At 71.3% G+C, this 20,946-nt stretch carries 15 protein-coding genes; 11 read left to right on the forward strand and 4 right to left on the reverse strand.

The window, feature by feature from the left end; all coding sequences use genetic code 11:
* Window positions 1-543 precede the first annotated feature (543 nt).
* The 11 genes from J8M51_RS25845 (at window position 544) to J8M51_RS25895 (ending at window position 14,248) form a co-directional block, all read left to right on the forward strand.
* On the forward strand, window positions 544-1,707 hold the full coding sequence (locus J8M51_RS25845; protein WP_107473652.1) for a Gfo/Idh/MocA family protein: 1,164 nt from the start codon (window positions 544-546) through the stop codon (window positions 1,705-1,707).
* 12 nt (window positions 1,708-1,719) lie between these two features.
* Window positions 1,720-2,724: a sugar phosphate isomerase/epimerase family protein gene (locus J8M51_RS25850; RefSeq protein ID WP_086751343.1), complete on the forward strand. Its 1,005-nt coding sequence runs from the start codon at window positions 1,720-1,722 to the stop codon at window positions 2,722-2,724.
* A 112-nt stretch (window positions 2,725-2,836) separates the two neighbouring features.
* Window positions 2,837-5,353, forward strand: coding sequence for a PQQ-dependent sugar dehydrogenase (locus J8M51_RS25855; RefSeq protein ID WP_086751341.1), 2,517 nt, complete (start codon window positions 2,837-2,839; stop codon window positions 5,351-5,353).
* Between the two features lie 9 nt (window positions 5,354-5,362).
* Window positions 5,363-6,754, forward strand: a complete 1,392-nt coding sequence (locus tag J8M51_RS25860) for a ThuA domain-containing protein (RefSeq protein ID WP_267299507.1) — start codon at window positions 5,363-5,365, stop codon at window positions 6,752-6,754.
* A gap of 132 nt (window positions 6,755-6,886) precedes the next feature.
* Window positions 6,887-8,041, forward strand: coding sequence for an inositol-3-phosphate synthase (locus J8M51_RS25865; RefSeq protein WP_267299508.1), 1,155 nt, complete (start codon window positions 6,887-6,889; stop codon window positions 8,039-8,041).
* Window positions 8,038-8,937 carry a sugar phosphate isomerase/epimerase family protein gene (locus tag J8M51_RS25870; RefSeq protein WP_267299509.1) on the forward strand — a complete coding sequence of 300 codons (900 nt, stop codon included), beginning with the start codon at window positions 8,038-8,040 and terminating at the stop codon, window positions 8,935-8,937. Before J8M51_RS25865 ends, J8M51_RS25870 begins: the two co-directional genes overlap by 4 nt.
* Window positions 8,934-9,653: an EboA domain-containing protein gene (locus tag J8M51_RS25875; protein ID WP_398856871.1), complete on the forward strand. Its 720-nt coding sequence runs from the start codon at window positions 8,934-8,936 to the stop codon at window positions 9,651-9,653. The genes J8M51_RS25870 and J8M51_RS25875 overlap by 4 nt, the downstream gene beginning before the upstream one ends.
* Complete coding sequence (locus J8M51_RS25880) at window positions 9,653-10,501, forward strand: TatD family hydrolase (RefSeq protein WP_216589183.1); 849 nt, start codon at window positions 9,653-9,655, stop codon at window positions 10,499-10,501. Before J8M51_RS25875 ends, J8M51_RS25880 begins: the two co-directional genes overlap by 1 nt.
* Window positions 10,502-10,504: 3 nt before the next feature.
* Window positions 10,505-11,674: a metabolite traffic protein EboE gene (gene eboE, locus J8M51_RS25885; RefSeq protein ID WP_086764714.1), complete on the forward strand. Its 1,170-nt coding sequence runs from the start codon at window positions 10,505-10,507 to the stop codon at window positions 11,672-11,674.
* A gap of 16 nt (window positions 11,675-11,690) precedes the next feature.
* Window positions 11,691-13,106, forward strand: a complete 1,416-nt coding sequence (locus J8M51_RS25890) for a nucleotide pyrophosphatase/phosphodiesterase family protein (protein ID WP_267299510.1) — start codon at window positions 11,691-11,693, stop codon at window positions 13,104-13,106.
* Window positions 13,107-13,192: 86 nt separating this feature from the next.
* Entirely contained in the window at window positions 13,193-14,248 is a 1,056-nt protein-coding gene (locus J8M51_RS25895; protein ID WP_086756058.1) for a sugar phosphate isomerase/epimerase family protein, read from the forward strand.
* Window positions 14,249-14,343: 95 nt separating this feature from the next.
* On the opposite strand, the gene J8M51_RS25900 is transcribed toward J8M51_RS25895, so the two are convergent.
* The 4 genes from J8M51_RS25900 to J8M51_RS25915 all read right to left on the reverse strand — a co-directional run bounded on the left by J8M51_RS25900 (window position 14,344) and on the right by J8M51_RS25915 (window position 20,926).
* Window positions 14,344-15,732: an OFA family MFS transporter gene (locus J8M51_RS25900; protein ID WP_086756056.1), complete on the reverse strand. Its 1,389-nt coding sequence runs from the start codon at window positions 15,730-15,732 to the stop codon at window positions 14,344-14,346.
* Window positions 15,733-15,850: 118 nt separating this feature from the next.
* The gene (locus J8M51_RS25905; protein WP_086756059.1) at window positions 15,851-17,995 is read right to left on the reverse strand and encodes an acetate--CoA ligase family protein; all 2,145 of its coding nucleotides are present in this window, start codon (window positions 17,993-17,995) and stop codon (window positions 15,851-15,853) included.
* A 3-nt stretch (window positions 17,996-17,998) separates the two neighbouring features.
* Window positions 17,999-19,228 (reverse strand): formyl-CoA transferase, encoded by a 1,230-nt coding sequence (frc, locus tag J8M51_RS25910; RefSeq protein ID WP_086756054.1) that lies wholly within the window; start codon window positions 19,226-19,228, stop codon window positions 17,999-18,001.
* A 12-nt stretch (window positions 19,229-19,240) separates the two neighbouring features.
* Window positions 19,241-20,926: a thiamine pyrophosphate-binding protein gene (locus tag J8M51_RS25915; RefSeq protein WP_086756052.1), complete on the reverse strand. Its 1,686-nt coding sequence runs from the start codon at window positions 20,924-20,926 to the stop codon at window positions 19,241-19,243.
* Window positions 20,927-20,946: the final 20 nt, after the last annotated feature.

Genomic DNA, 20,946 nt, shown 5'->3' on the forward strand with positions numbered 1-20,946 from the left:
GGCCGGCCCGGGGCGGCGACCGACGCCGGCCCCCGGCCCGGCACGGCGGCTGCCCCGGACACTCTCCGTGGCGCGGCCTCCGGTGTCGGTCCGGGCGCGGGTCCGGCTTCCGGTGTCGGTTCGGGCTCCGGTCCGGACTCCGATGTCGGCTCCGGCTCCGGGGTGGCTTCGGGTGTTGGTTCGGGTTCCGGGGTGGCCTCGGGTGTCGGTTCGGGCTCTGGGTCGGCTTCAGGTGTCGGCTCGGGTTCGGGTTCCGGTCTGGCTTCCGGTGTCAGCTCCGGCACCGGGGTGGCTTCCGGTGTCGGCTCGGGCGCAGGTCCGGCCTCGGGTGTCGGTCCGGCTTCCGGTGTCGGCTCCGGCTCCGGGCCGGTAGCCGGTGTCGGCTCCCCTCCCGAGGCGGCGGTCGAAGCCGTCTCCCGTGTGGGCGGGGCGGCAGCCGGTCTCGGCCCTCGTCCCGGGGCGGCGGCCCCCGCCGGTCCGAGTGTCGGGGCATGGCCCGCCGGGATCGCCGGCGGGCCCGGGAAGCCGGTGCTGCGGGTCGGGATGATCGGCTACGCGTTCATGGGCGCCGCGCACTCGCAGGGCTGGCGCACGGCGGGCCGGGTCTTCGACCTGCCGCTGACCCCGGTCCTCGCCGCCGTGTGCGGCCGGGACGGCGACGCGGTCCGGGCCATGGCGGACCGGCACGGGTGGGCGCAGACGGAGACCGACTGGCGGGCGCTGATCGCCCGGGACGACATCGACCTCGTGGACATCTGCACCCCCGGCGACAGCCACGCCGAGATCGCCCTCGCCGCCCTCGCCGCGGGCAAGCACGTGCTCTGCGAGAAGCCCCTCGCCAACACCGTCGCGGAGGCCGAGGCGATGGCGACGGCAGCCGAAGAGGCCTACGCACAGGGCAAGTTGGCGATGGTCGGCTTCAACTACCGCCGGGTCCCCGCCACCGCGCTCGCCCGCCGGATGGTCGCCGAGGGGCGCCTCGGAGCCCTGCGGCACGTGCGGGTGACGTACCTTCAGGACTGGCTGGTCGACCCGGAGTTCCCGCTGACCTGGCGGCTGCGCAAGGAGTCCGCGGGGTCCGGGGCGCTCGGCGACCTGGGCGCCCACATCGTCGACCTCGCGCAGTATCTGGCGGGTGAGCCGGTGGTCGGGGTCTCCGCGCTGATGGAGACCTTCGTACGGGAACGGCCCCTGCCCGCAGGGGGGTCCAGCGGTCTGGCGTCCTCCGGCGGCACCGCCGGGCGCGGCGCGGTCACCGTCGACGACACGGCCCTGTTCACCGGCCGCCTCGCCTCCGGCGCCGTCGCCTCCTTCGAGGCCACCCGCTTCGCCACCGGCCGCAAGAACGCCCTGCGCATCGAACTCAACGGCGAGCGAGGCTCGTTGGCCTTCGACCTCGAACGGCTCAACGAACTCGCCTACCACGACCACACCGAGCCCGCCGCCCACGCCGGCTTCCGCCGCATCCTCGTCACCGAGCCCGACCACCCCTACCTGGACGCCTGGTGGCCGCCGGGCCACGGCCTCGGCTACGAGCACTCCTTCGTCCACCAGGCCCGCGACCTGGTCCACGCCGTCGCGGAGGGCCGGCGGCCCGAGCCGTCCTTCGCCGACGGGCTCCAGGTGCAGCGGGTGCTCGCGGCGGTCGAGGAGAGCGCCGAGAAGAACTCCGTCTACACCCCGACCCACACCCCCACTGCGGTCTGAGGAGGCCCCCACATGCCGCGCGACTTCACACTCTTCACCGGCCAGTGGGCCGACCTCCCCCTCGAAGAGGTCTGCCGCCTCGCCCGCGACTTCGGCTACGACGGCCTCGAACTCGCCTGCTGGGGCGACCACTTCGAGGTCGACAAGGCCCTCGCCGACCCCTCGTACGTGGACTCCCGCCACCGACTCCTGGAGAAGTACGGCCTGAAGTGCTGGGCCGTCTCCAACCACCTGGTGGGCCAGGCGGTGTGCGACGCGATCATCGACGAACGCCACCGCGCCATCCTGCCCGCCCGCATCTGGGGCGACGGCGAGCCCGAGGGCGTACGGCAGCGGGCCGCCGCCGAGATGGCCGACACCGCGCGGGCCGCCGCCGCCTTCGGCGTGGACACCGTGATCGGCTTCACCGGCTCCGCGATCTGGCATCTGGTCGCCATGTTCCCGCCCGCCCCCGAGTCGATGATCGAGCGCGGCTACGACGACTTCGCGACACGCTGGAACCCGATCCTCGACGTCTTCGACGCGCAGGGCGTGCGGTTCGCCCACGAGGTCCACCCGAGCGAGATCGCGTACGACTACTGGACCACCCAGCGCGCCCTGGAGGCCGTCGACCACCGTCCCGCGTTCGGTCTGAACTTCGACCCCTCGCACTTCGTGTGGCAGGACCTCGACCCGGTCGGCTTCCTGTGGGACTTCCGCGACCGGATCTACCACGTCGACTGCAAGGAGGCCCGCAAGCGCCTCGACGGACGCAACGGCCGCCTCGGTTCGCATCTGCCCTGGGGCGACCCGCGCCGGGGCTGGGACTTCGTGTCGGCCGGCCACGGCGACGTCCCCTGGGAGGACGTCTTCCGGATGCTCCGCTCGATCGACTACAAGGGCCCGGTCTCCGTCGAGTGGGAGGACGCCGGCATGGACCGGCTCCAGGGCGCCCCCGAGGCCCTCGCCCACCTCAAGGCGTACGACTTCGAACCGCCGACGGCCTCGTTCGACGCGGCGTTCGGCGGCAACGAGTAGGCGGCCACCGGCAACAGCGACAGCCCTCTGTCTTCCGGGGTGACGGCGCACCCCGGCGTACCGCACACACCCGTACACCTCCGTACGACCAGCCCCTTACTGGAGGCATTTCGTGCACCCGTACGACGACACCAGACACCCCACCCGCAGCACCAGCCTCTTCAGACGTCGCGGACTGCGCGGGCCGATCGCCCTGCTCAGCGGTCTGCTGCTCGCGGGCGCCTCGCTCTCCCTCACCGCGCCGGCGGCGGGGGCGGCCGACTCCGGACCGAGGTCCGCCGACGCGAAGTCCGCCGCGGCCGAGGACTTCCAGCAGGTCACCCTCGCCAAGGGCGAACCGGAGGTCGGCGAGCCCATGTCGCTCGCCGTCCTCCCGGACCGCTCGGTCCTGCACACCTCCCGCGACGGCGAACTGCGCCTGACCGACGCGGCGGGCAACACCAGGCTCGCGGGCAAACTCGACGTGTACTCCCACGACGAGGAGGGCCTCCAGGGCATCGGCGTCGACCCTGCCTTCTCCGACAACCGGTTCATCTATCTGTACTACGCGCCCCCGCTGAACACCCCGGCCGGCGACGCCCCCGAGACCGGCACGGCCGCCGACTTCGCGCCCTTCGACGGCGTCAACCGCCTCTCCCGCTTCGTCCTGAAGGCCGACGGCACCCTGGACAAGGCCAGCGAGACGAAGGTCCTCGACGTCCCCGCCTCCCGGGGCATCTGCTGCCACGTCGGCGGTGACATCGACTTCGACGCGGCGGGCAACCTGTATCTGTCGACGGGCGACGACAGCAACCCGTTCCAGTCGGACGGCTTCACCCCCATCGACGAACGCGCCAACCGCAACCCGGCCTTCGACGCCCAGCGCACCTCCGGCAACACCAACGACCTGCGCGGCAAGATCCTGCGCATCAAGGTCGGCGCCGACGGCTCGTACACCGTCCCCGACGGCAACCTCTTCGCGCCCGGCACGGACAAGACGCGCCCCGAGATCTACGCGATGGGCTTCCGCAACCCGTTCCGCTTCAGCGTCGACAAGAAGACCGGCATCCTCTACGTCGGCGAGTACGGCCCCGACGCGGGCGCGGCCAACCCCTCGCGGGGCCCGGCCGGACAGGTCGAGTTCGCCCGCGTGACCAAGCCGGGCAACTTCGGCTGGCCGTACTGCACCGGCAAGAACGACGCCTACGTGGACTACGACTTCGCCACCGGCACCTCGGGAGCCGCCTTCGACTGCGCGGCCCCGAAGAACACCTCGCCGAACAACACCGGCCTCACCGACCTGCCGCCCGCCGAGCCCGCCTGGATCCCGTACAACGGCAACTCCGTCCCGGAGTTCGGCGACGGCTCCGAGTCCCCGATGGGCGGCCCGGTCTACGACTACGACGCCGCGCTCGACTCCCCGGTGAAGTTCCCCGAGGCGTACGACGGCGACTTCTTCGCCGGTGAGTTCGGCCGCCGCTGGATCAAGCGGATCAGCAGCGACACCGACGGCACCGTCCAGTCGATCAACAACGTGCCCTGGACCGGCACCCAGGTCATGGACATGGCCTTCGGCCCGGACGGCGCGCTGTACGTCCTCGACTACGGTCTCGCCTGGTTCGGCGGCGACGAGAACTCCGCGCTCTACCGCATCGAGAACGCCACCGACGGCCACTCCCCGGTCGCCGCCGCCGCGGCCGACCGCACCTCGGGCCAGGCGAAACTGAGGGTCCGCTTCTCCTCGGAGGGCACCAGCGACCAGGACGGCGACGCCCTCACCTACCGCTGGGACTTCGGCGACGGCGGTACCTCCACGGCAGCGAACCCGAAGCACAGGTACACGACGAACGGCACCTACACCGCGACCGTGACCGCCAAGGACTCCACCGGCCGTACCGGCAGCGCGAGCGTGCGGATCGTCGTCGGTAACACCGCGCCCGAGGTCGAGCTGCGACTCCCCGAGGACGGGCAGCTGTTCGCGTTCGGTGACGCCGTCCCGTTCAAGGTGAAGGTGCGCGACAAGGAGGACGGCACCTCCATCGACTGCGCCAAGGTCAAGGTCACCTTCGTCCTCGGCCACGACAGCCACGGCCACCCGGTGACCTCCGCCAACGGCTGCACCGGCACCATCCAGACCAGCGCCGACGGCGGCCACGACGAGAACGCCAACATCTTCGGGGTGTTCGACGCCGAGTACACCGACGGCGGAGGCGGCGGCCAGGCCCCGCTGACCACCCACGACACGAACGTGGTCCAGCCCACCCACCGCCAGGCCGAGCACTACGGCGACTCGTCGGGTGTCGTGGTGCAGTCCAAGGCCACGGCGCACGGTGGCAAGACGGTCGGTGACATCTCCGACGGCGACTGGATCTCCTTCGAGCCGTACGTCCTGTCCAACGCCACGAAGATCACCGCGCGGATCTCCTCCGGAGGAGCGGGCGGCAAGCTGGAGGTCCGGGCGGGCTCCGCGACCGGCCAGGTCCTCGGCAGCGCGACCGTGCCGACGACCGGCGGCTGGGACACCTTCCAGGACGTCACCGCGAACCTGTCCAAGGCCCCGCGCGGCACCACCACGCTCTACCTGGTTTTCAAGGGGAGCGGCTCCGGGGGCCTGTTCGACGTGGACGACTTCACCTTCACGAAGCGGTGAGGGGCGGCCATGGGAACGCAAGGACGCGTGTGGGCCGCTGTGGGCGGTGCCGCCCTGCTGATCGGATGCGTGTCGGGGCCGGCCGTGTCCGATGAGGCCGGCGCCTCCGGGAAACACCGGGACGAGCGCCGGGTGCTGGTGTTCTCCAAGACCGCCGGCTTCCGCCACGACTCGATCCCCGAGGGCGTCACGGCCGTACGGGAACTGGGCGCCGCCCACGGCTTCGCGGTCGACACCACGGAGGACGCGAGTGCCTTCACCACCCGCAACCTCGGGCGCTACGACGCGGTCGTGTTCCTCTCGACGACCGGTGACGTCCTGAACGCGGCCCAACAGGGCGCGTTCGAGCGGTACATCAAGCGCGGCGGCGCGTACGTCGGCATCCACGCCGCCGCCGACACCGAGTACGACTGGGCCTTCTACGGCGGACTCGCGGGCGCGTACTTCCAGTCGCACCCCGCGATCCAGCCCGCGACGGTCGACGTGGAGGACCACGCCCACCCGGCCACCGCCGGACTGGACGCGGCCTGGAACCGCACGGACGAGTGGTACAACTACCGCTCCAACCCCCGTGAGCGGGCCCATGTCCTCGCCTCGCTCGACGAGTCGTCGTACAGCGGCGGCACCATGAACGGCGACCATCCCATCGCCTGGTGCCAGGACTACCAGGGCGGCCGTGCCTTCTACACCGGCGGCGGCCACACCAAGGAGTCCTTCGCCGAACCCGCCTTCCGGCAGCACCTGTTGGGCGGCATCCGGTGGGCGACCGGGGAGGCCCAGGCGGACTGCCGGCCGGAGAACGGCTACCGGCCGCTCTTCGACGGCACCGCCGACTCGCTCGCCGCGTGGCGGCAGGCGGGCCCGGGCTCCTTCATCCTGTCCGACGACGGCACGATCACGTCGTCCGGCGGGATGGGCATGCTCTGGTACGCCGACCGGAGCCTCGGGTCGTACTCCCTGAAGCTCGACTGGCGGATGTCCGGTGCCTCCGGCGACGACAACTCCGGTGTGTTCGTGGGCTTCCCGCCCTCGGACGATCCCTGGTCGGCCGTGAACAACGGCTACGAGGTCCAGATCGACGCCACCGACGTGCCCGAGCGCACCACCGGGTCCGTCTACGGCTTCCGCTCCGCCGACCTCGGCAAGCGCGACCGTGCGCTGAACCCGCCGGGGGAGTGGAACACCTACGAGATCCGCGTGGAGGGCGAGCGCCTCCGCGTCTGGCTCAACGGCGTGAAGATCAACGACTTCACCAACACCGATCCGGTACGGAGCCTGCGCGACGGTCACTTCGGCATCCAGAACCACGGTGCCGACGACCGGGTGTCCTTCCGTGACATCCGGATCAAGGAACTGCCCGTGCGGGCCGCCCACCCGGCGGACCCGCCCCCGGGCGACTGAGCGGCGGCGGGCGGGGGACGCCGGACCTCCGCCCGCCGTCTTGTTCCCCTCCTTCCCCCCTCCTTCCCCACCGGCTCCCCCCACCGGCTCCCTTCTCCGGCTCGACTCTCCGCCTCGACGAGGAGGCTGCTCATGTCCGTGTCCGTTTCTCCACAGAGCGTCGGCGTCTGGCTGATCGGAGCCCGCGGCTCCGTCGCCACCACCGTCGTCGCGGGCTGCGCGGCCCTCGCGGCGGGCCTGCACCCCCCGACGGGCATGGTCACCGAGACCCCGCTCTTCACCGGCACGGGTCTGCCCGCGCTCGCCTCCCTCGTCTTCGGCGGCCACGACACGGTCGACTGCCCCCTGCCCAAACGCGCCGAGGCCCTGGCCGAGGGCGGTGTCCTGCCCCACGGCCTCCCCGCCGCGCTCGCCTCCGAACTGGCCGCCGCCGACCGGGAGATCAGGCCCGGCGGCCCCCTCCCGGGCGACACCCGGGGCCCCGACGAACTGATCTCCGCCTTCGCCGCCGACATCGAGGACTTCGTACGACGGCGGGGGCTGACCCGAGCGGTGGTGGTGAACGTGGCGTCCACGGAACCCGCACCGACCGGCACGGCGCTGCCGCCCAGCTCCCTGTACGCGGCGGCGGCGCTCCGCGCGGGCTCGCCCTACGTGAACTTCACCCCCTCGACCGGACTCCACCACCCGGCCCTCGCCTCCCGCGCCGCCTCCTGCGGGCTCCCTCACGCGGGCCGCGACGGCAAGACCGGGCAGACCCTGCTCCGGTCCGTCCTCGGCCCGATGTTCGCGCAACGGGCGCTGGCCGTCCGAGCCTGGTCCGGGACCAATCTGCTCGGCGGTGGCGACGGCGCCGCCCTCGCCGACCCGGCCGCCGCCGCCGCGAAGAACGCCGGCAAGGAGCGCGTCCTGACCGACAGCCTGGGCACCACCCCCGAGGGCGAGACCCACATCGACGACGTCCCCGCCCTCGGCGACTGGAAGACCGCCTGGGACCACATCGCCTTCGACGGCTTCCTCGGCGCCCGCATGGTGCTCCAGACCACCTGGCAGGGCTGCGACTCGGCGCTGGCAGCGCCCCTGATCCTCGACCTGGCCCGCCTCCTGTCCCGGGCCCACGAAGCGGGCCTCTCCGGCCCCCTGACCGACCTGGGCTTCTACTTCAAGGACCCGGTGGGGCAGGGCCCGGCGGCACTGGGGGAGCAGTACGCGGCGCTGGCGGGGTTCGCGGAACGGCTGCGGCGGCCCGGCACGGGCGGTCCGGAGCCGCGCGAGGAGACCCGATGACTGCCTCACCCGCCCCCCTCACCCCCCTCGCCCCCCTCTCCTTCGGCTACGGCACCAACGGCCTCGCCGACCTCCGCCTCGACGACGCCCTCGCCCTCCTCGCCGACCTCGGCTACGACGGAGTCGGCCTGACCCTCGACCACATGCACCTCGATCCACTGGCCCCGGACCTGACCGCCCGCACCCGGCGCCTCGCGCGGCGGTTGGACACGCTCGGGCTGGGCGTCACCGTGGAGACCGGGGCCCGCTATGTCCTGGACCCCCGCCGCAAGCACGGCCCCACGCTGCTGGACCCGGACCCGGACGACCGTGCCCGCCGAGCGGACCTGCTGATCCGCGCCGTACAGGTCGCCGCCGACCTCGGCGCCCACGCCGTGCACTGCTTCAGCGGAGTCACCCCGCCCGGCACCGACGAGGACACCGCCTGGAAACGCCTCCCCGAAGCGCTCACCCCCGTCCTCGACGCCGCCACCGCCGCCGGTGTCCCCCTCGCGATCGAACCCGAACCCGGTCACCTCCTCGCCACCCTCGCCGACTTCCACCGCCTCCGCGAGGCCCTGGACAGCCCCGCCCCGCTCGGCCTCACCCTCGACATCGGCCACTGCCAGTGCCTCGAACCCCTCCCTCCCGCCGACTGCGTCCGTGCCGCCGCGCCCTGGCTGCGGCACGTGCAGATCGAGGACATGCGGCGCGGTGTCCATGAGCATCTGCCCCTGGGCGAGGGCGAGATCGACTTCCCACCCGTGCTGGCGGCCCTGGCCGCCGCCGACTACCGGGCCCTGACCGTCGTCGAACTGCCACGCCACTCCCACGCCGGCCCCCACTTCGCCGAACGGTCCCTCGCCTTCCTGCGCCGGACGACCGGCCGCACGGCTCACCCCGGGAGCGCTCAGTGATCCACGACCACACCCCGGCCGACCCGACGGCCCGCCCCGCCCGATCCGCACACCCGGCCCACCCCGCCCGCACCACCCCCGCCGACCTGCGCGGCCACCTGGACACCCACCTCCCGGACGCCGCCCACGCCTGGCTCGGCCGGGCACTGGACGAGGCCGCCGACCATCCGGGCTCCCACGGGCCCCTCGCCGTCTGGGAGTCGCGCCTCGCCGAGGCGGGCCGCCGCTGCGGCCCCGAGCACGCCGACGCCGTCCGCGTCCTGATCCTGCACGCGGCCCGCGCCGACACCGACGCCCTCACCCGGGTCTACCGCCAGGGCACCGCCGACGAACGCCGAGCCGTCCTGCACGCCCTGCCCCACCTCGTGCCCGGCCCCGCCGCCGTGCCCCTCGTCGAGGACGCCCTGCGCACCAACGACACCCGCCTGATCGCCGCCGCCGTCGGGCCGTACGCCGCCCGCCACCTGGCCGCGCACCACTGGCGGCACGCCGTGCTCAAGTGTCTGTTCACCGCGGTGCCCGTCGACGAGATCACCGGCCTGGACCGCCGTGCCCGCGGCGACACCGAACTCGCCCGCATGCTCGGCGCGTTCGCCGAGGAACGCACCGCCGCGGGCCGTCCCGTACCCGAGGACCTGTACCGCGTCCTGGCCCTGACCGCGCCCCCACCGGCCGACGAGCACGGCCTCGACGGCAAGGAGTCCGAGGAGTCCTGATGCGTATCTTCGACCCCCACATCCACATGACGTCACGCACCACCGACGACTACGAGGCGATGCACGGGGCGGGCGTCCGCGCGGTCGTCGAGCCGGCCTTCTGGCTGGGCCAGCCCCGCACCTCGCCCGACTCCTTCGTCGACTACTTCGACTCCCTGCTGGGCTGGGAGCCCTTCCGCGCCGCCCAGTACGGCATCGCCCACCACTGCGCCCTCGCCCTCAACCCCAAGGAGGCCAACGACCCGCGCTGCGCCCCGGTCCTGGACCAGCTGCCCCGCTACCTCCTCAAGGACCGGGTGGTGGCCGTCGGCGAGATCGGCTACGACTCCATGACCCCGGCCGAGGACCACGCCCTCGAACACCAGCTGCAACTGGCCGCCGACCACGGCCTGCCCGCCCTGGTGCACACCCCGCACCGGGACAAGCTCGCCGGTCTGCGCCGCACCCTCGACGCCGTACGGGCCTCCGCGCTGCCCGTCGACCGGGTCCTGCTCGACCACCTCAACGAGACCACGGTGGCGGAGGCCAGGGACAGCGGTGCCTGGCTCGGCTTCTCCGTCTATCCCGACACCAAGATGGACGAGGAGCGGATGGTCGCCGTCCTCAAGGAGTTCGGCCCCGAGAAGGTGCTGGTCAACTCCGCCGCCGACTGGGGCAGAAGCGACCCCCTCAAGACCCGCCGGGTCGCCGACGCACTCCTCGCCTCCGGGTTCGCCGAGGACGCCGTGGACCTCGTGCTGTGGCGCAACCCGGTCGCCTTCTACGGACTCAGCGGCCGTCTCGCCCTCGACCCGACCGCCACCGGCCCCACCCACGAGGGCAACAGCATCCTGCGCGGCGGTGAGTGACCGATGCGCTTCCGCCACCCCGACGGTTCCACCGTCCACCTCGCCTACTGCACCAACGTGCACCCGGCCGAGACCCTCGACGGTGTCCTCGCCCAGCTCCGCGACCACTGCGAGCCCGTACGCCGCCGCCTCGGCCGCGACCGGCTCGGCATCGGCCTGTGGCTGGCCAGGGACGCCGCCGCGGCCCTGGTGACCGACCCGTCCGCCCTGCGCGGTCTGCGCGCCGAACTCGACCGGCGCGGCCTGGAGGTCGTCACCCTCAACGGCTTCCCCTATCAGGGCTTCGGCGCCGAAGAGGTCAAGTACCGCGTCTACCGGCCCGACTGGGCCGACCCCGAGCGCCTCGACCACACCTCCTCCCTCGCCCGCGTCCTCGCCCGGCTCCTCCCCGACGACGTCACCGAGGGCACCATCTCCACCCTGCCCCTGGCCTGGCGCACCACCTTCGACGAGCGGCACGCCGCCCGGTCCCGCACGGCCCTGCGCACCCTCGCCGAACGCCTCGACGTCGTCGCCGAGCTGACCGGCCGCTCCATCCGCGTCGGCCTGGAACCCGAGCCCGGCTGCACCGTCGAGACCACCGCCGACGCCATCGGCCCCCTCACCGACATCGGTCACGACCGCATCGGCATCTGTGTCGACACCTGCCATCTCGCCACCTCCTTCGAAGACCCGCACACCGCCCTGGACGCCCTCGCCCGAGCAGGCGTCCCCGTCGTCAAGTCCCAGCTCTCGGCCGCCCTGCACGCCGAGCACCCCCACCTCCCCGAGGTCCGCGAAGCACTCGCCGCCTTCGACGAGCCCCGCTTCCTGCACCAGACCCGCACCTCCACCGCCGCCGGCCTGCGCGGCACCGACGACCTCGGCGAAGCCCTCAGCGGCGACACCCTGCCCGACTCCTCCCCGTGGCGCTCCCACTTCCACGTCCCGCTCCACGCGGCCCCCGCCGCACCCCTCACCTCCACCCTCCCGGTCCTCAAAGCCGCCCTCACCCACCTGGTCGGCGGCGCCCACCCCGTCACCCGCCATCTGGAGGTCGAGACCTACACCTGGCAGGCCCTGCCGCCCGAACTGCGCCCCAGCACCCGCGCCCAGCTCGCCGACGGCATCGCCGCCGAACTCGCCCTGGCCCGCGACCTGCTGACGGACCTCGGCCTCAAGGAGCTGCCATGAACCCCAAGGAGCTGCCGTGAACCGGGACAGCACCACCCCGGGGCCCCGACCCGACGCCGGTCCCACCCCTCTCCTCGTCCTGGACGTCGTCGGCCTCACCCCCCGTCTCCTCGACCACATGCCCCGCCTGAAGGCCCTCGGGCAGTCCGGCTCCCGCGCCCCGCTCGGCACCGTCCTGCCCGCCGTCACCTGCGCCGCCCAGTCCACCTTCCTCACCGGCGCGCTCCCCGCCGAGCACGGCATCGTCGGCAACGGCTGGTACTTCCGTGAACTCGGCGACGTCCTGCTGTGGCGGCAGCACAACGGTCTCGTCGCCGGCGACAAACTCTGGGACGCCGCCCGCCGCGTCCACCCCGGCTACACGGTCGCCAACATCTGCTGGTGGTACGCCATGGGCGCCGACACCGACATCACCGTCACCCCCCGTCCGATCTACTACTCCGACGGCCGCAAGGAACCCGACTGCTACACCCGGCCCCCGGCCCTGCACGACGAACTCACCGCGAAACTCGGCACCTTCCCCCTGTTCCACTTCTGGGGACCGGGCGCCGACCTGGTCTCCAGCCGCTGGATCATCGACGCGACCCGGCACATCCTCCGCACCCGCCACCCCGACCTGGCCCTCTGCTACCTCCCGCATCTCGACTACGACCTGCAGCGATACGGCCCCGACGACCCACGCTCCCTCAAGGCCGCCGCCGACCTCGACCGGGCCCTGGCACCCCTGCTCCACGACGCCCGCACGCAGGGCCGTACCGTCGTCGCGCTCTCCGAGTACGGCATCACCCGCGTGGAACGGCCCGTCGACATCAACCGCGCCCTGCGCCGCGCCGGCCTCCTCGACGTGCACACCCAGGACGGCATGGAGTACCTCGACCCGATGGCCTCACGTGCCTTCGCGGTCGCCGACCACCAGATCGCCCATGTGTACGTACGCCGTCCCGAGGACCTGGACGCCACCCGCGAAGCCCTCGCGGACCTGCCCGGGATCGGTCAACTCCTCGACGACGAGGGCAAGAAGGCCCATCACCTCGACCATCCGCGCTCCGGCGAGTTCGTCGCCGTCGCGGAGCCGGACGCCTGGTTCACGTACTACTACTGGCTCGACGACGACCGCGCGCCCGACTTCGCACGCACCGTCGAGATCCATCGCAAACCCGGCTACGACCCGGTCGAGCTGTTCCTGGACCCGCTCGACCCGCTGGTGAAGCTCAAGGCGGCCACGGCACTGGCCCGCAAGAAACTCGGCATGCGCTACCGCATGGCGGTCGTGCCGCTGGACCCCTCGCCTATTCGAGGCAGCCACGGCCGCCTTCCCGCGAGCGACGACGACGGTCCGCTCATCATCTGCTCCACCCCCCGAGCCGTCGGTGACCGTGTGGCGGCCACCGATGTGAAAGCACTCCTGCTCCGACTTGCCGGTCTCTCCTGACCGGTGCTCAGGACCCACAGGTCCTGACTGGTCACAAGTGAAGCACTCACCACTGACAACGCCCGCCCACCCGGAGGAGTTCCAGCATGAGCCGCACGCACCAGCCCGATCCCGAGCTCACCCACCGCCTCAGCAGACGAGGCATGCTCGGCGTGGCCGCAGGCGCCACCGTCGCCGCCCTGCTGGGCACGGCCGCCCCGGCGCAGGCCGCCTCCGGCACCGAGGCCGCGACCGCCACCGGAGCCGCCGACAAGGGCCGGGGCCGCCCCGTCCTCCCGAACGGCCGCCTCGGCATCCAGCTCTACAGCCTCCGCGACAAGGTCTCCACCCTCGGCTTCGCCCCCGTCTTCGCCGAGCTGGAGAAGTACGGCTACGACGAGGTCGAGTTCGCCGGCTACACCCAGGGCTCGGCGGGCCCCATCACCCTCAAACAGCTGAAGCGGCTGGCGCGCGACCACGGCCTGGACCCGATCGGCAGCCACGTCGGCTACTACGCGAGCGACCCGAACGCGTACACCTTCGCCCAGAACCTCACCAAGGTCCTCGACGACGCCCAGGCCCTCGGCCTCAAGCACATAGGCACCGCCGCCGGCCCCTTCCGCTACGGCACGACCGTCGACGCGATGAAGCGGGCCGCGCACGAGTTCAACACCTACGGCGCGGCGGCCCGGGCGCGCGGCATGAAGTTCTACCAGCACAACCACTCCGAGGAGTTCTCCTTCGCCACCGACGACCCCAAGGTGCGCCTCTACGACGTACTGCTCCGTGAGACCGACCCCGACCTCGTCTTCCTGGAGATGGACATCTTCTGGGCGTACGTGGCCCAGTTCCGCTTCTCCAAGCGGCCCGACGGCACCGCCGCGCCCTTCGAGCCGCTCGACTACGTCGTGCGCCGCCCGGACCGCTACCCGCTGTTCCACGTCAAGGACGGCGAGAGCGACCCGTCCAACCCGTTCGGCTACCGCATGACGGACGTCGGCGACGGCGACATCGACTACCAGAAGTTCATCTCGGCCGTCAACGATCTGAAGGGTTCCCGACGCGCCCACCACTGGCAGGCCGAGCACGACAACCCCACCGAGTCCTTCACCTTCGCCCGCCGCTCCAGCGCGCACCTGCACTCGCTGCGGGAGAAGTGCTGACCGGACCGGACGACGACGGCAGCAGGCGGCCGCCCCGTGGTGCGAGACCACGGGGCGGCCGCCTGCTGCCGTACGCGGAGGCGTCAGGCCACTTGTCAGGCCACTTCGTCACCGAGCGGACGGGGGTTGGGAGCGATGTGCCGGGAGCGGGGCCGCCCCGGCGGGTGCAGGAACGTGGCCACACAGCCCGCGAAGAGGGAGATCGTGCCGGCCAGGACGAAGGCGCCGGAGTAGTCCCAGGCGGAGACCACGACCGCGCCCATACCGGAGCCGAGCAGGCCCGACACCAGCTTCGACGAGTACACCAGGCCGTAGTTGGAGGCGTTGTTGTTCTCACCGAAGTAGTCGGCGGTCATCGCGGCGAACATCGGGAAGATCGCGCCGCCGCCGAAGCCGGAGATGGAGGAGAACAGCAGGAAGAGCGGCAGATTGCCGATGTTCCCGGAGAACAGGATGCCGTACTGCGACAAGCCGAGGACGATGCAGACGAAGATCAGGCACTGTTTGCGGCCGTAGCGGTCGGACAGCCAGCCGATGACACCGCGGCCGGTGCCGTTGACGATCGCCTTCAGGGACATCGCGGTCGCCACGATGCCGCCCGCGAAGCCCGCCTCGTCACCGAAGGGCACCTGGAAGGCGATACCGAAGATGTTGACGCCCGAGGTGCACAGCAGACAGAACCACATGAGGGCCACCCGGCCGGTCTTCCATGCCTCCCTGGGGGTGTACTGGTGCACGGCCGGCGGGTTCTTCTCCATCGCGCGCCGGGCGCGCGCGTCGGTGGGCTTCTTCAGCGGGTCGACCTCGGCCGGCCACCAGTTCTTCGGCGGGTCCCGGAAGAAGTAGCCCGCCGCCGCCACCACGGAGGCCAGGAAGACACCCACCGCGACGAGCACCCAGCGGAAGTTCGTCAGGTCCATGTAGCCGGTGAAGATGAAGACGAACGGCACCGAACCGTAGGCGAAACCGCCGTTCACGAAGCCGGTCTTGCCGCCCTTGCGCTCCGGGTACCACTTGGCGACCATGTTCACGCAGGTCGCGTAGACCATGCCCGCGCCCATGCCGCTGAACATGCCGAAGCCGATGTAGGCGACGATCACATGCGGTGCGAACGCCAGGGAGAGATAGCCGAGCAGGGTGCCGACGGCACCGCACATCATCGCCCAGCGGGCCGGTAGTTTGCCGCTCTCCCGCAGCTTGCCGGCGGGGAAGGCCACGGCCGCCTGGAAGAAGACCCAGACGCCCAGCATCCAGAAGATGTGCGCGCTGCTCCAGCTGTGCGCCGTGTGCAGCGTGTCCTCGGCGGACGCGAACGCGTACTCCGCCGAGCTGATGCCCATCATGCCCACCCACGGCAGGATGACCATCCACTTGCGTTTGCGCCCCATGATGTCCAGGTCGGACTCGCCGATCCGGTACATCCGGCCGTTGGCGTCCGTCACCTCCCGGTAGGGGACGGGTGTGGAGATGTCAGTTGTTGCCATGTCGATCGAACCCTCCGCGTGGAAGAAGTCTGGCCAGCGCCCCCTGTCCGTGCTTCTTTGCGCCGGGGCCCGCGGTGAGCGGTCGCCGCAGGCCCCGTGGTTCGAGCCGTCCCTCAGCTCATCGGCCGCCTCCCAACAACCCCGCGGCCCGCGCCCAGCGATACTTCGCGCCCAGCACCGCCACCGGCTTCTCGGTCGTGTACGGGTACGCCACGACCCCGCGCTCGAAGAGGTACTGGCAGGCCTCCTCCACCTCGACGTCGCCCGCGAGCGACGCGACGACGGGCTTCTCGATGCCGCGCTCCCGGAACTCGGCCACCACGCGCGCGGTGAGCTCCGCGAAGACCATCGGGGGAGTGACGATGGTGTGCCAGTAGCCGAGGACGAGCGCGTGGATGCGCGGGTCCTCCAGGCCCAGCCGGATCGTCGCCTCGTACGTCGACGGAGGCTCGCCCCCGGTGATGTCGACGGGGTTGCCGGCGGCCCCGAACGGCGGGATGAACGTCCGGAACGACGCGTCCAGGTCCGGCGGTATCTCCATCAGCGTCAGCCCGTTGTCGGTCACCGCGTCGGAGAGCAGCACACCACTGCCGCCCGCACCCGTGATGATCACGACGTTGTCGCCCTGGGGAGCCGGAAGCACCGGCAACGCGCGCGCGTACTCCAGCATCTCGTTCAGACCCGGCGCCCTGATGACACCCGCCTGCTTGAGGATGTCCTCGTACACGGCGTCGTCGCCCGCCAGCGCGCCCGTGTGCGAGCCCGCCGCCTTCGCCCCGGCCGCCGTACGGCCCGCCTTCAGGACGACGACCGGCTTCTTCGGGACGGTCGCCCGCGCGGCCTCCACGAAGGCCCGCCCGTCCTTCAGATCCTCCAGGTGCATCGCGATGCACTCGGTGTGCGGGTCCTCGCCGAACCAGGTCAGCAGGTCGTCCTCGTCCAGGTCCGACTTGTTGCCGAGCCCGACGATCGCCGACACCCCCGTCTTCGTGGTCCGCGCGAAGCCCAGGATGGCCATCCCGATGCCGCCGGACTGCGAGGTCAGCGCCACCCCGCCCTTGACGTCGTACGGCGTGCAGAACGTGGCACAGAGATCCTGCCAGGTCGAGTAGTAGCCGTAGATGTTCGGTCCGAGCAGCCGGACGCCGTGCCGCTCGGCGATCGCCACGATCTCGTCCTGGAGTTCGTGCTCACCGGTCTCCGCGAAACCCGAGGGGATCAGTACGGCGTTGGGGATGCCCTTGCGACCCACCTCCTCCAGCGCCGCTGCCACGAACTTGGCGGGGATCGCGAAGACCGCCACATCCACCTCACCGGGAACGTCCGTGACACTCTTGTACGCCTTGCGGCCCAGAATGTCATCGGCCCTGGGGTTCACCGGATGGATCTCCCCGGCGAAACCTCCGTCGACGAGATTGCGCATCACCGAATTGCCGATCTTCCCCTGCTCGTTGGAGGCCCCGATCACGGCCACCGACGAGGGCTGCATCAGCCGGCGCATCGACGTCAGGATCTCGTCCCGCGTGTACCTCCGTCGCGGCTTCGGCACCGACTCGGCGAGGATCACCCGGATGTCCGCCGCGACCGCCCCCTCCGGGGTCGCGATCACCGGGTTGAGGTCGACCTCGGCTATCTCCGGGAAGTCCGCCACCAGTTCGGAGACCCGGCGGATCTGCTCGGCGATCGCCCACCGGTCCACGGGGGGCGCTCCGCGCACCCCGCGCAGGATCTCGGCCGCGCGGATCGAGTCCAGCATGGAGAGCGCCTCGTCCGCGTCGACCGGCGCCAGCCGGAACGTCACGTCCTTGAGGACCTCCACCAGCACCCCGCCCAGCCCGAACGCGACGACCTTCCCGAACGTCGGGTCCGTCACCGCGCCGACGATGACCTCCTGCCCCTTCGGCAGCAGCTCCTGCACCTGGACGCCCTCGATCCGGGCGTCCGGCGCGTACGCGCGCGCGTTGTCGACGATCGTGTGGAACGCGGCCCGTACAGCACCGGCGCCCTCCACTCCGACGATCACACCGCCCGCGTCGGTCTTGTGGAGGATGTCCGGCGACACGATCTTCATGACCACCGGCCCGCCGAAACGCGCCGCGAACGACACCGCCTCGTCCACGTCCCGCGCCAACTCCTCGCCGGGTACGGCGATCCCGTACGCGTCGGCGATCACCTTGCCCTCGGGAGCGGTCAGCGCGCTCCGGCCCTCGGCCCGTACGGCGTCGAGGAGCCCACGCACCTTCAGCACCCGGTCTTCGGCCATCAATCAGATCACTCCGTTCGACTTGAGCAGGCGCAGCTCCTCGTCGCCGAGCCCCAGCTCGCCGACGTAGACCTCTTCGTTGTGCTCGCCGAGGAGTGGTGAACTGGTCACGTCCACGGGGGAGTCGGACAGCTTCAGCGGGCTGCCGACGGTGACGAAGTCGCCGCGCTCGGGGTGCGGGACGGTGACGACCATCTCGTTGGAGACCAGGGACTCGTCCTCGATGATCTCCTTGGTGGAGAGGATCGGCCCGCACGGGATGTTGTGCGCGTTGAGCCGCTCCAGCACCTCCCACTTGGGCAGGGTGGAGGACCACTCCTCGATCAGCTGGAACATCTTGTTCAGCTTGGGCAGCCTGGCCTCCGGTGTCGCCCACTCGGGGTCCTCGGCCAGCTCGGGCCGGCCGATCAGCTCGCTCATCGGCTGCCAGCCCACGGGCTGCACGATGACGTACACATAGTCGTTGGGGCCGCCCGGCGCGCACTTCACGGCCCAGCCGGGCTGACCGCCGCCGGACGCGTTCCCGGACCTGGGAACCTCGTCGCCGAAGTCCTCGTTGGGATATTCACGGAGCGGGCCGTGTGCCAGCCGCTGCTGATCCCTCAGCTTCACCCGGCAGAGGTTGAGGACGGCATGCTGCATGGCCACATTGACCCGCTGGCCGCGCCCGGTGTTCTCCCGCTGGTACAGCGCCGCGAGAATCCCCGCCACGGCGTGGATGCCCGTGCCCGAGTCCCCGATCTGGGCCCCCGTCGCCAGCGGCGGCCCGTCCTCGAAGCCCGTGGTCGCCATGGACCCGCCCATGGCCTGCGCGACGACCTCGTACGCCTTGAAGTTGGTGTACGGACCGTCCCCGAACCCCTTGATGGAGGCATAGACGATACGCGGATTGATCTCCTGGATACGGTCCCAGGTGAAGCCCATGCGGTCGACCGCGCCCGGTCCGAAGTTCTCGACCATGACGTCGGAGCGCCGGATCAGCTCGGTGAGGATCTCCTTGCCGCGCTCGGTCTTGGTGTTGAGGGTGATGCTCCGCTTGTTGCAGTTGAGCATCGTGAAGTAGAGGGAGTCGACGTCCGGGAGGTCGCGCAGCTGCTTGCGCGTGATGTCACCGGTCGGCGCCTCCAGCTTCACCACGTCCGCGCCGAGCCAGGCGAGCAGCTGGGTGGCGGACGGGCCGGACTGGACGTGCGTCATGTCGAGGACGCGGATGCCTTCGAGAGCCTTGGTCATGCCGAGGTCACCTCACTTGTACATCGTCTGGTTCATGGTTCCGGGGGCGTACGCGTCCGGGTCGACCCAGACGTTGATGAGCGACGGCTTGCCCGACTCACGCGCGCGCCGGAGCGCGGGGCCGATGTCGGCGGGGTCGCGGACCTCCTCGCCGTAACCGCCGAGCATCTGGGCGAACTTGTCGTAGTGCACGTCGCCGAGGGTGTTGCCGATCCGCTCGCGCTCCAGGCCGTACTTCTGGGCCTGGCCGTAACGGATCTGGTTCATGGAGGAGTTGTTGCCGATGATCCCGACGAAGGGGAGGTCGTAGCGGACGAGGGTCTCGAAGTCCCAGCCGGTGAGGGAGAAGGCGCCGTCGCCGAAGAGGGCCACCACCTCCTTGTCGGGCCGTGCCTTCTTCGCGGCGAGCACGAAGGGGACGCCGACGCCGAGCGTGCCCAGCGGCCCCGGGTCCATCCAGTGCCCGGGTGACTTGGGCTGGACGACCTGACCGGAGAAGGTGACGATGTCGCCGCCGTCGCCGATGTAGATGGAGTCCTCGGTCAGGAAGTCGTTGATCTCGCTGACCAGCCGGTAGGGGTGGATGGGCGAGGCGTCGGACCTCAGGCTGGGCAGCCGCTTGTCGATGGCCACCTGCTCGGCGGCGCGCAGCTCGTCGAGCCACTCCTTGCGCTTCGACGCGCCCCCGTTGATGCGCCCGGAGGCCGCCTCCGTCACGGACTTGAGCACCAGACCCGCGTCGCCGACGATCCCGAGGTCGATGTCGCGGTTCTTGCCGACGGTCCGGTAGTCGAGGTCGATCTGGACGACGGTCGCGTCCGGCGACAGCCGCTTGCCGTAGCCCATGCGGAAGTCGAAGGGCGTGCCGACGATGACGATGACATCGGCGTTGGAGAAGGCGTACCGGCGGGAGAGCTGGAAGTGGTGCGGGTCGCCGGGCGGGAGCGTGCCGCGTCCGGCGCCGTTCATGTACGCCGGGATGTTGAGCGTGCGCACCAGCTCGATCGCGGACTCGGTGCCACGGGTGGTCCACACCTGGCTGCCCAGCAGGATCGCGGGCTTCTCGGCGTGCACCAGCAGATCGGCGAGCTTCTCGACGGCCTCGGGGTCGCCGGCCGAGCGGGTCGAGGCCCGGTAGGCACCGGCCTTCGGTACGCGCGCCTTCTCCACCGGCACCTTGGCGTCGAGGACGTCACGCGGGATCTCCAGGAAGGAGGGGCCGGGGGCGCCGTGGTAGCACTCGCGGAACGCCATCGACACCATGTCGGCGGCGCGGGCGGTGTCCGGCACGGTCGCCGCGAACTTGGTGATCGGCGTCATCATGTCGACGTGCGGCAGGTCCTGGAGGGACCCCATCTTGTGCTGGGTGTGCGCGCCCTGGCCGCCGATCAGCAGCATCGGCGACTCGGCGCGGAAGGCGTTGGCGACACCGGTGACGGCGTCGGTCGTACCGGGGCCGGCGGTGACGACCGCACAGCCGGGCTTGCCGGTGATCCGGGCGTAGCCGTCGGCGGCGTGGGCGGCGACCTGCTCGTGGCGGACGTCGACGACCTCGATGCCCTCGTCGACGCAGCCGTCGTAGATGTCGATGATGTGGCCGCCGCACAGGGTGTAGATGACCTCCACACCCTCCGCTTTGAGTGCCTTGGCGACGAGGTGACCACCGGAGATGAGTTCCTGGCTGTTGCCGTCGGGCATGGCGAAGTCCTGTCCCTTCG

The sequence above is a fragment of the Streptomyces griseiscabiei genome (assembly GCF_020010925.1).
Classification (GTDB): Bacteria; Actinomycetota; Actinomycetes; order Streptomycetales; family Streptomycetaceae; genus Streptomyces; species Streptomyces griseiscabiei.

Excerpts from the sequence above, each read along its gene's own strand:
- J8M51_RS25845 (WP_107473652.1), top strand. The coding sequence starts at position 544 with ATGATCGGCTACGCGTTCATGGGCGCCGCGCACTCGCAGGGCTGGCGC.
- J8M51_RS25850 (WP_086751343.1), top strand. The coding sequence starts at position 1,720 with ATGCCGCGCGACTTCACACTCTTCACCGGCCAGTGGGCCGACCTCCCC.
- J8M51_RS25860 (WP_267299507.1), top strand. The coding sequence starts at position 5,363 with ATGGGAACGCAAGGACGCGTGTGGGCCGCTGTGGGCGGTGCCGCCCTG.
- J8M51_RS25865 (WP_267299508.1), top strand. The coding sequence starts at position 6,887 with ATGTCCGTGTCCGTTTCTCCACAGAGCGTCGGCGTCTGGCTGATCGGA.
- J8M51_RS25870 (WP_267299509.1), top strand. The coding sequence starts at position 8,038 with ATGACTGCCTCACCCGCCCCCCTCACCCCCCTCGCCCCCCTCTCCTTC.
- J8M51_RS25880 (WP_216589183.1), top strand. The coding sequence starts at position 9,653 with ATGCGTATCTTCGACCCCCACATCCACATGACGTCACGCACCACCGAC.
- eboE (WP_086764714.1), top strand. The coding sequence starts at position 10,505 with ATGCGCTTCCGCCACCCCGACGGTTCCACCGTCCACCTCGCCTACTGC.
- J8M51_RS25895 (WP_086756058.1), top strand. The coding sequence starts at position 13,193 with ATGAGCCGCACGCACCAGCCCGATCCCGAGCTCACCCACCGCCTCAGC.
- J8M51_RS25900 (WP_086756056.1), bottom strand. The coding sequence starts at position 15,732 with ATGGCAACAACTGACATCTCCACACCCGTCCCCTACCGGGAGGTGACG.
- J8M51_RS25905 (WP_086756059.1), bottom strand. The coding sequence starts at position 17,995 with ATGGCCGAAGACCGGGTGCTGAAGGTGCGTGGGCTCCTCGACGCCGTA.
- frc (WP_086756054.1), bottom strand. The coding sequence starts at position 19,228 with ATGACCAAGGCTCTCGAAGGCATCCGCGTCCTCGACATGACGCACGTC.
- J8M51_RS25915 (WP_086756052.1), bottom strand. The coding sequence starts at position 20,926 with ATGCCCGACGGCAACAGCCAGGAACTCATCTCCGGTGGTCACCTCGTC.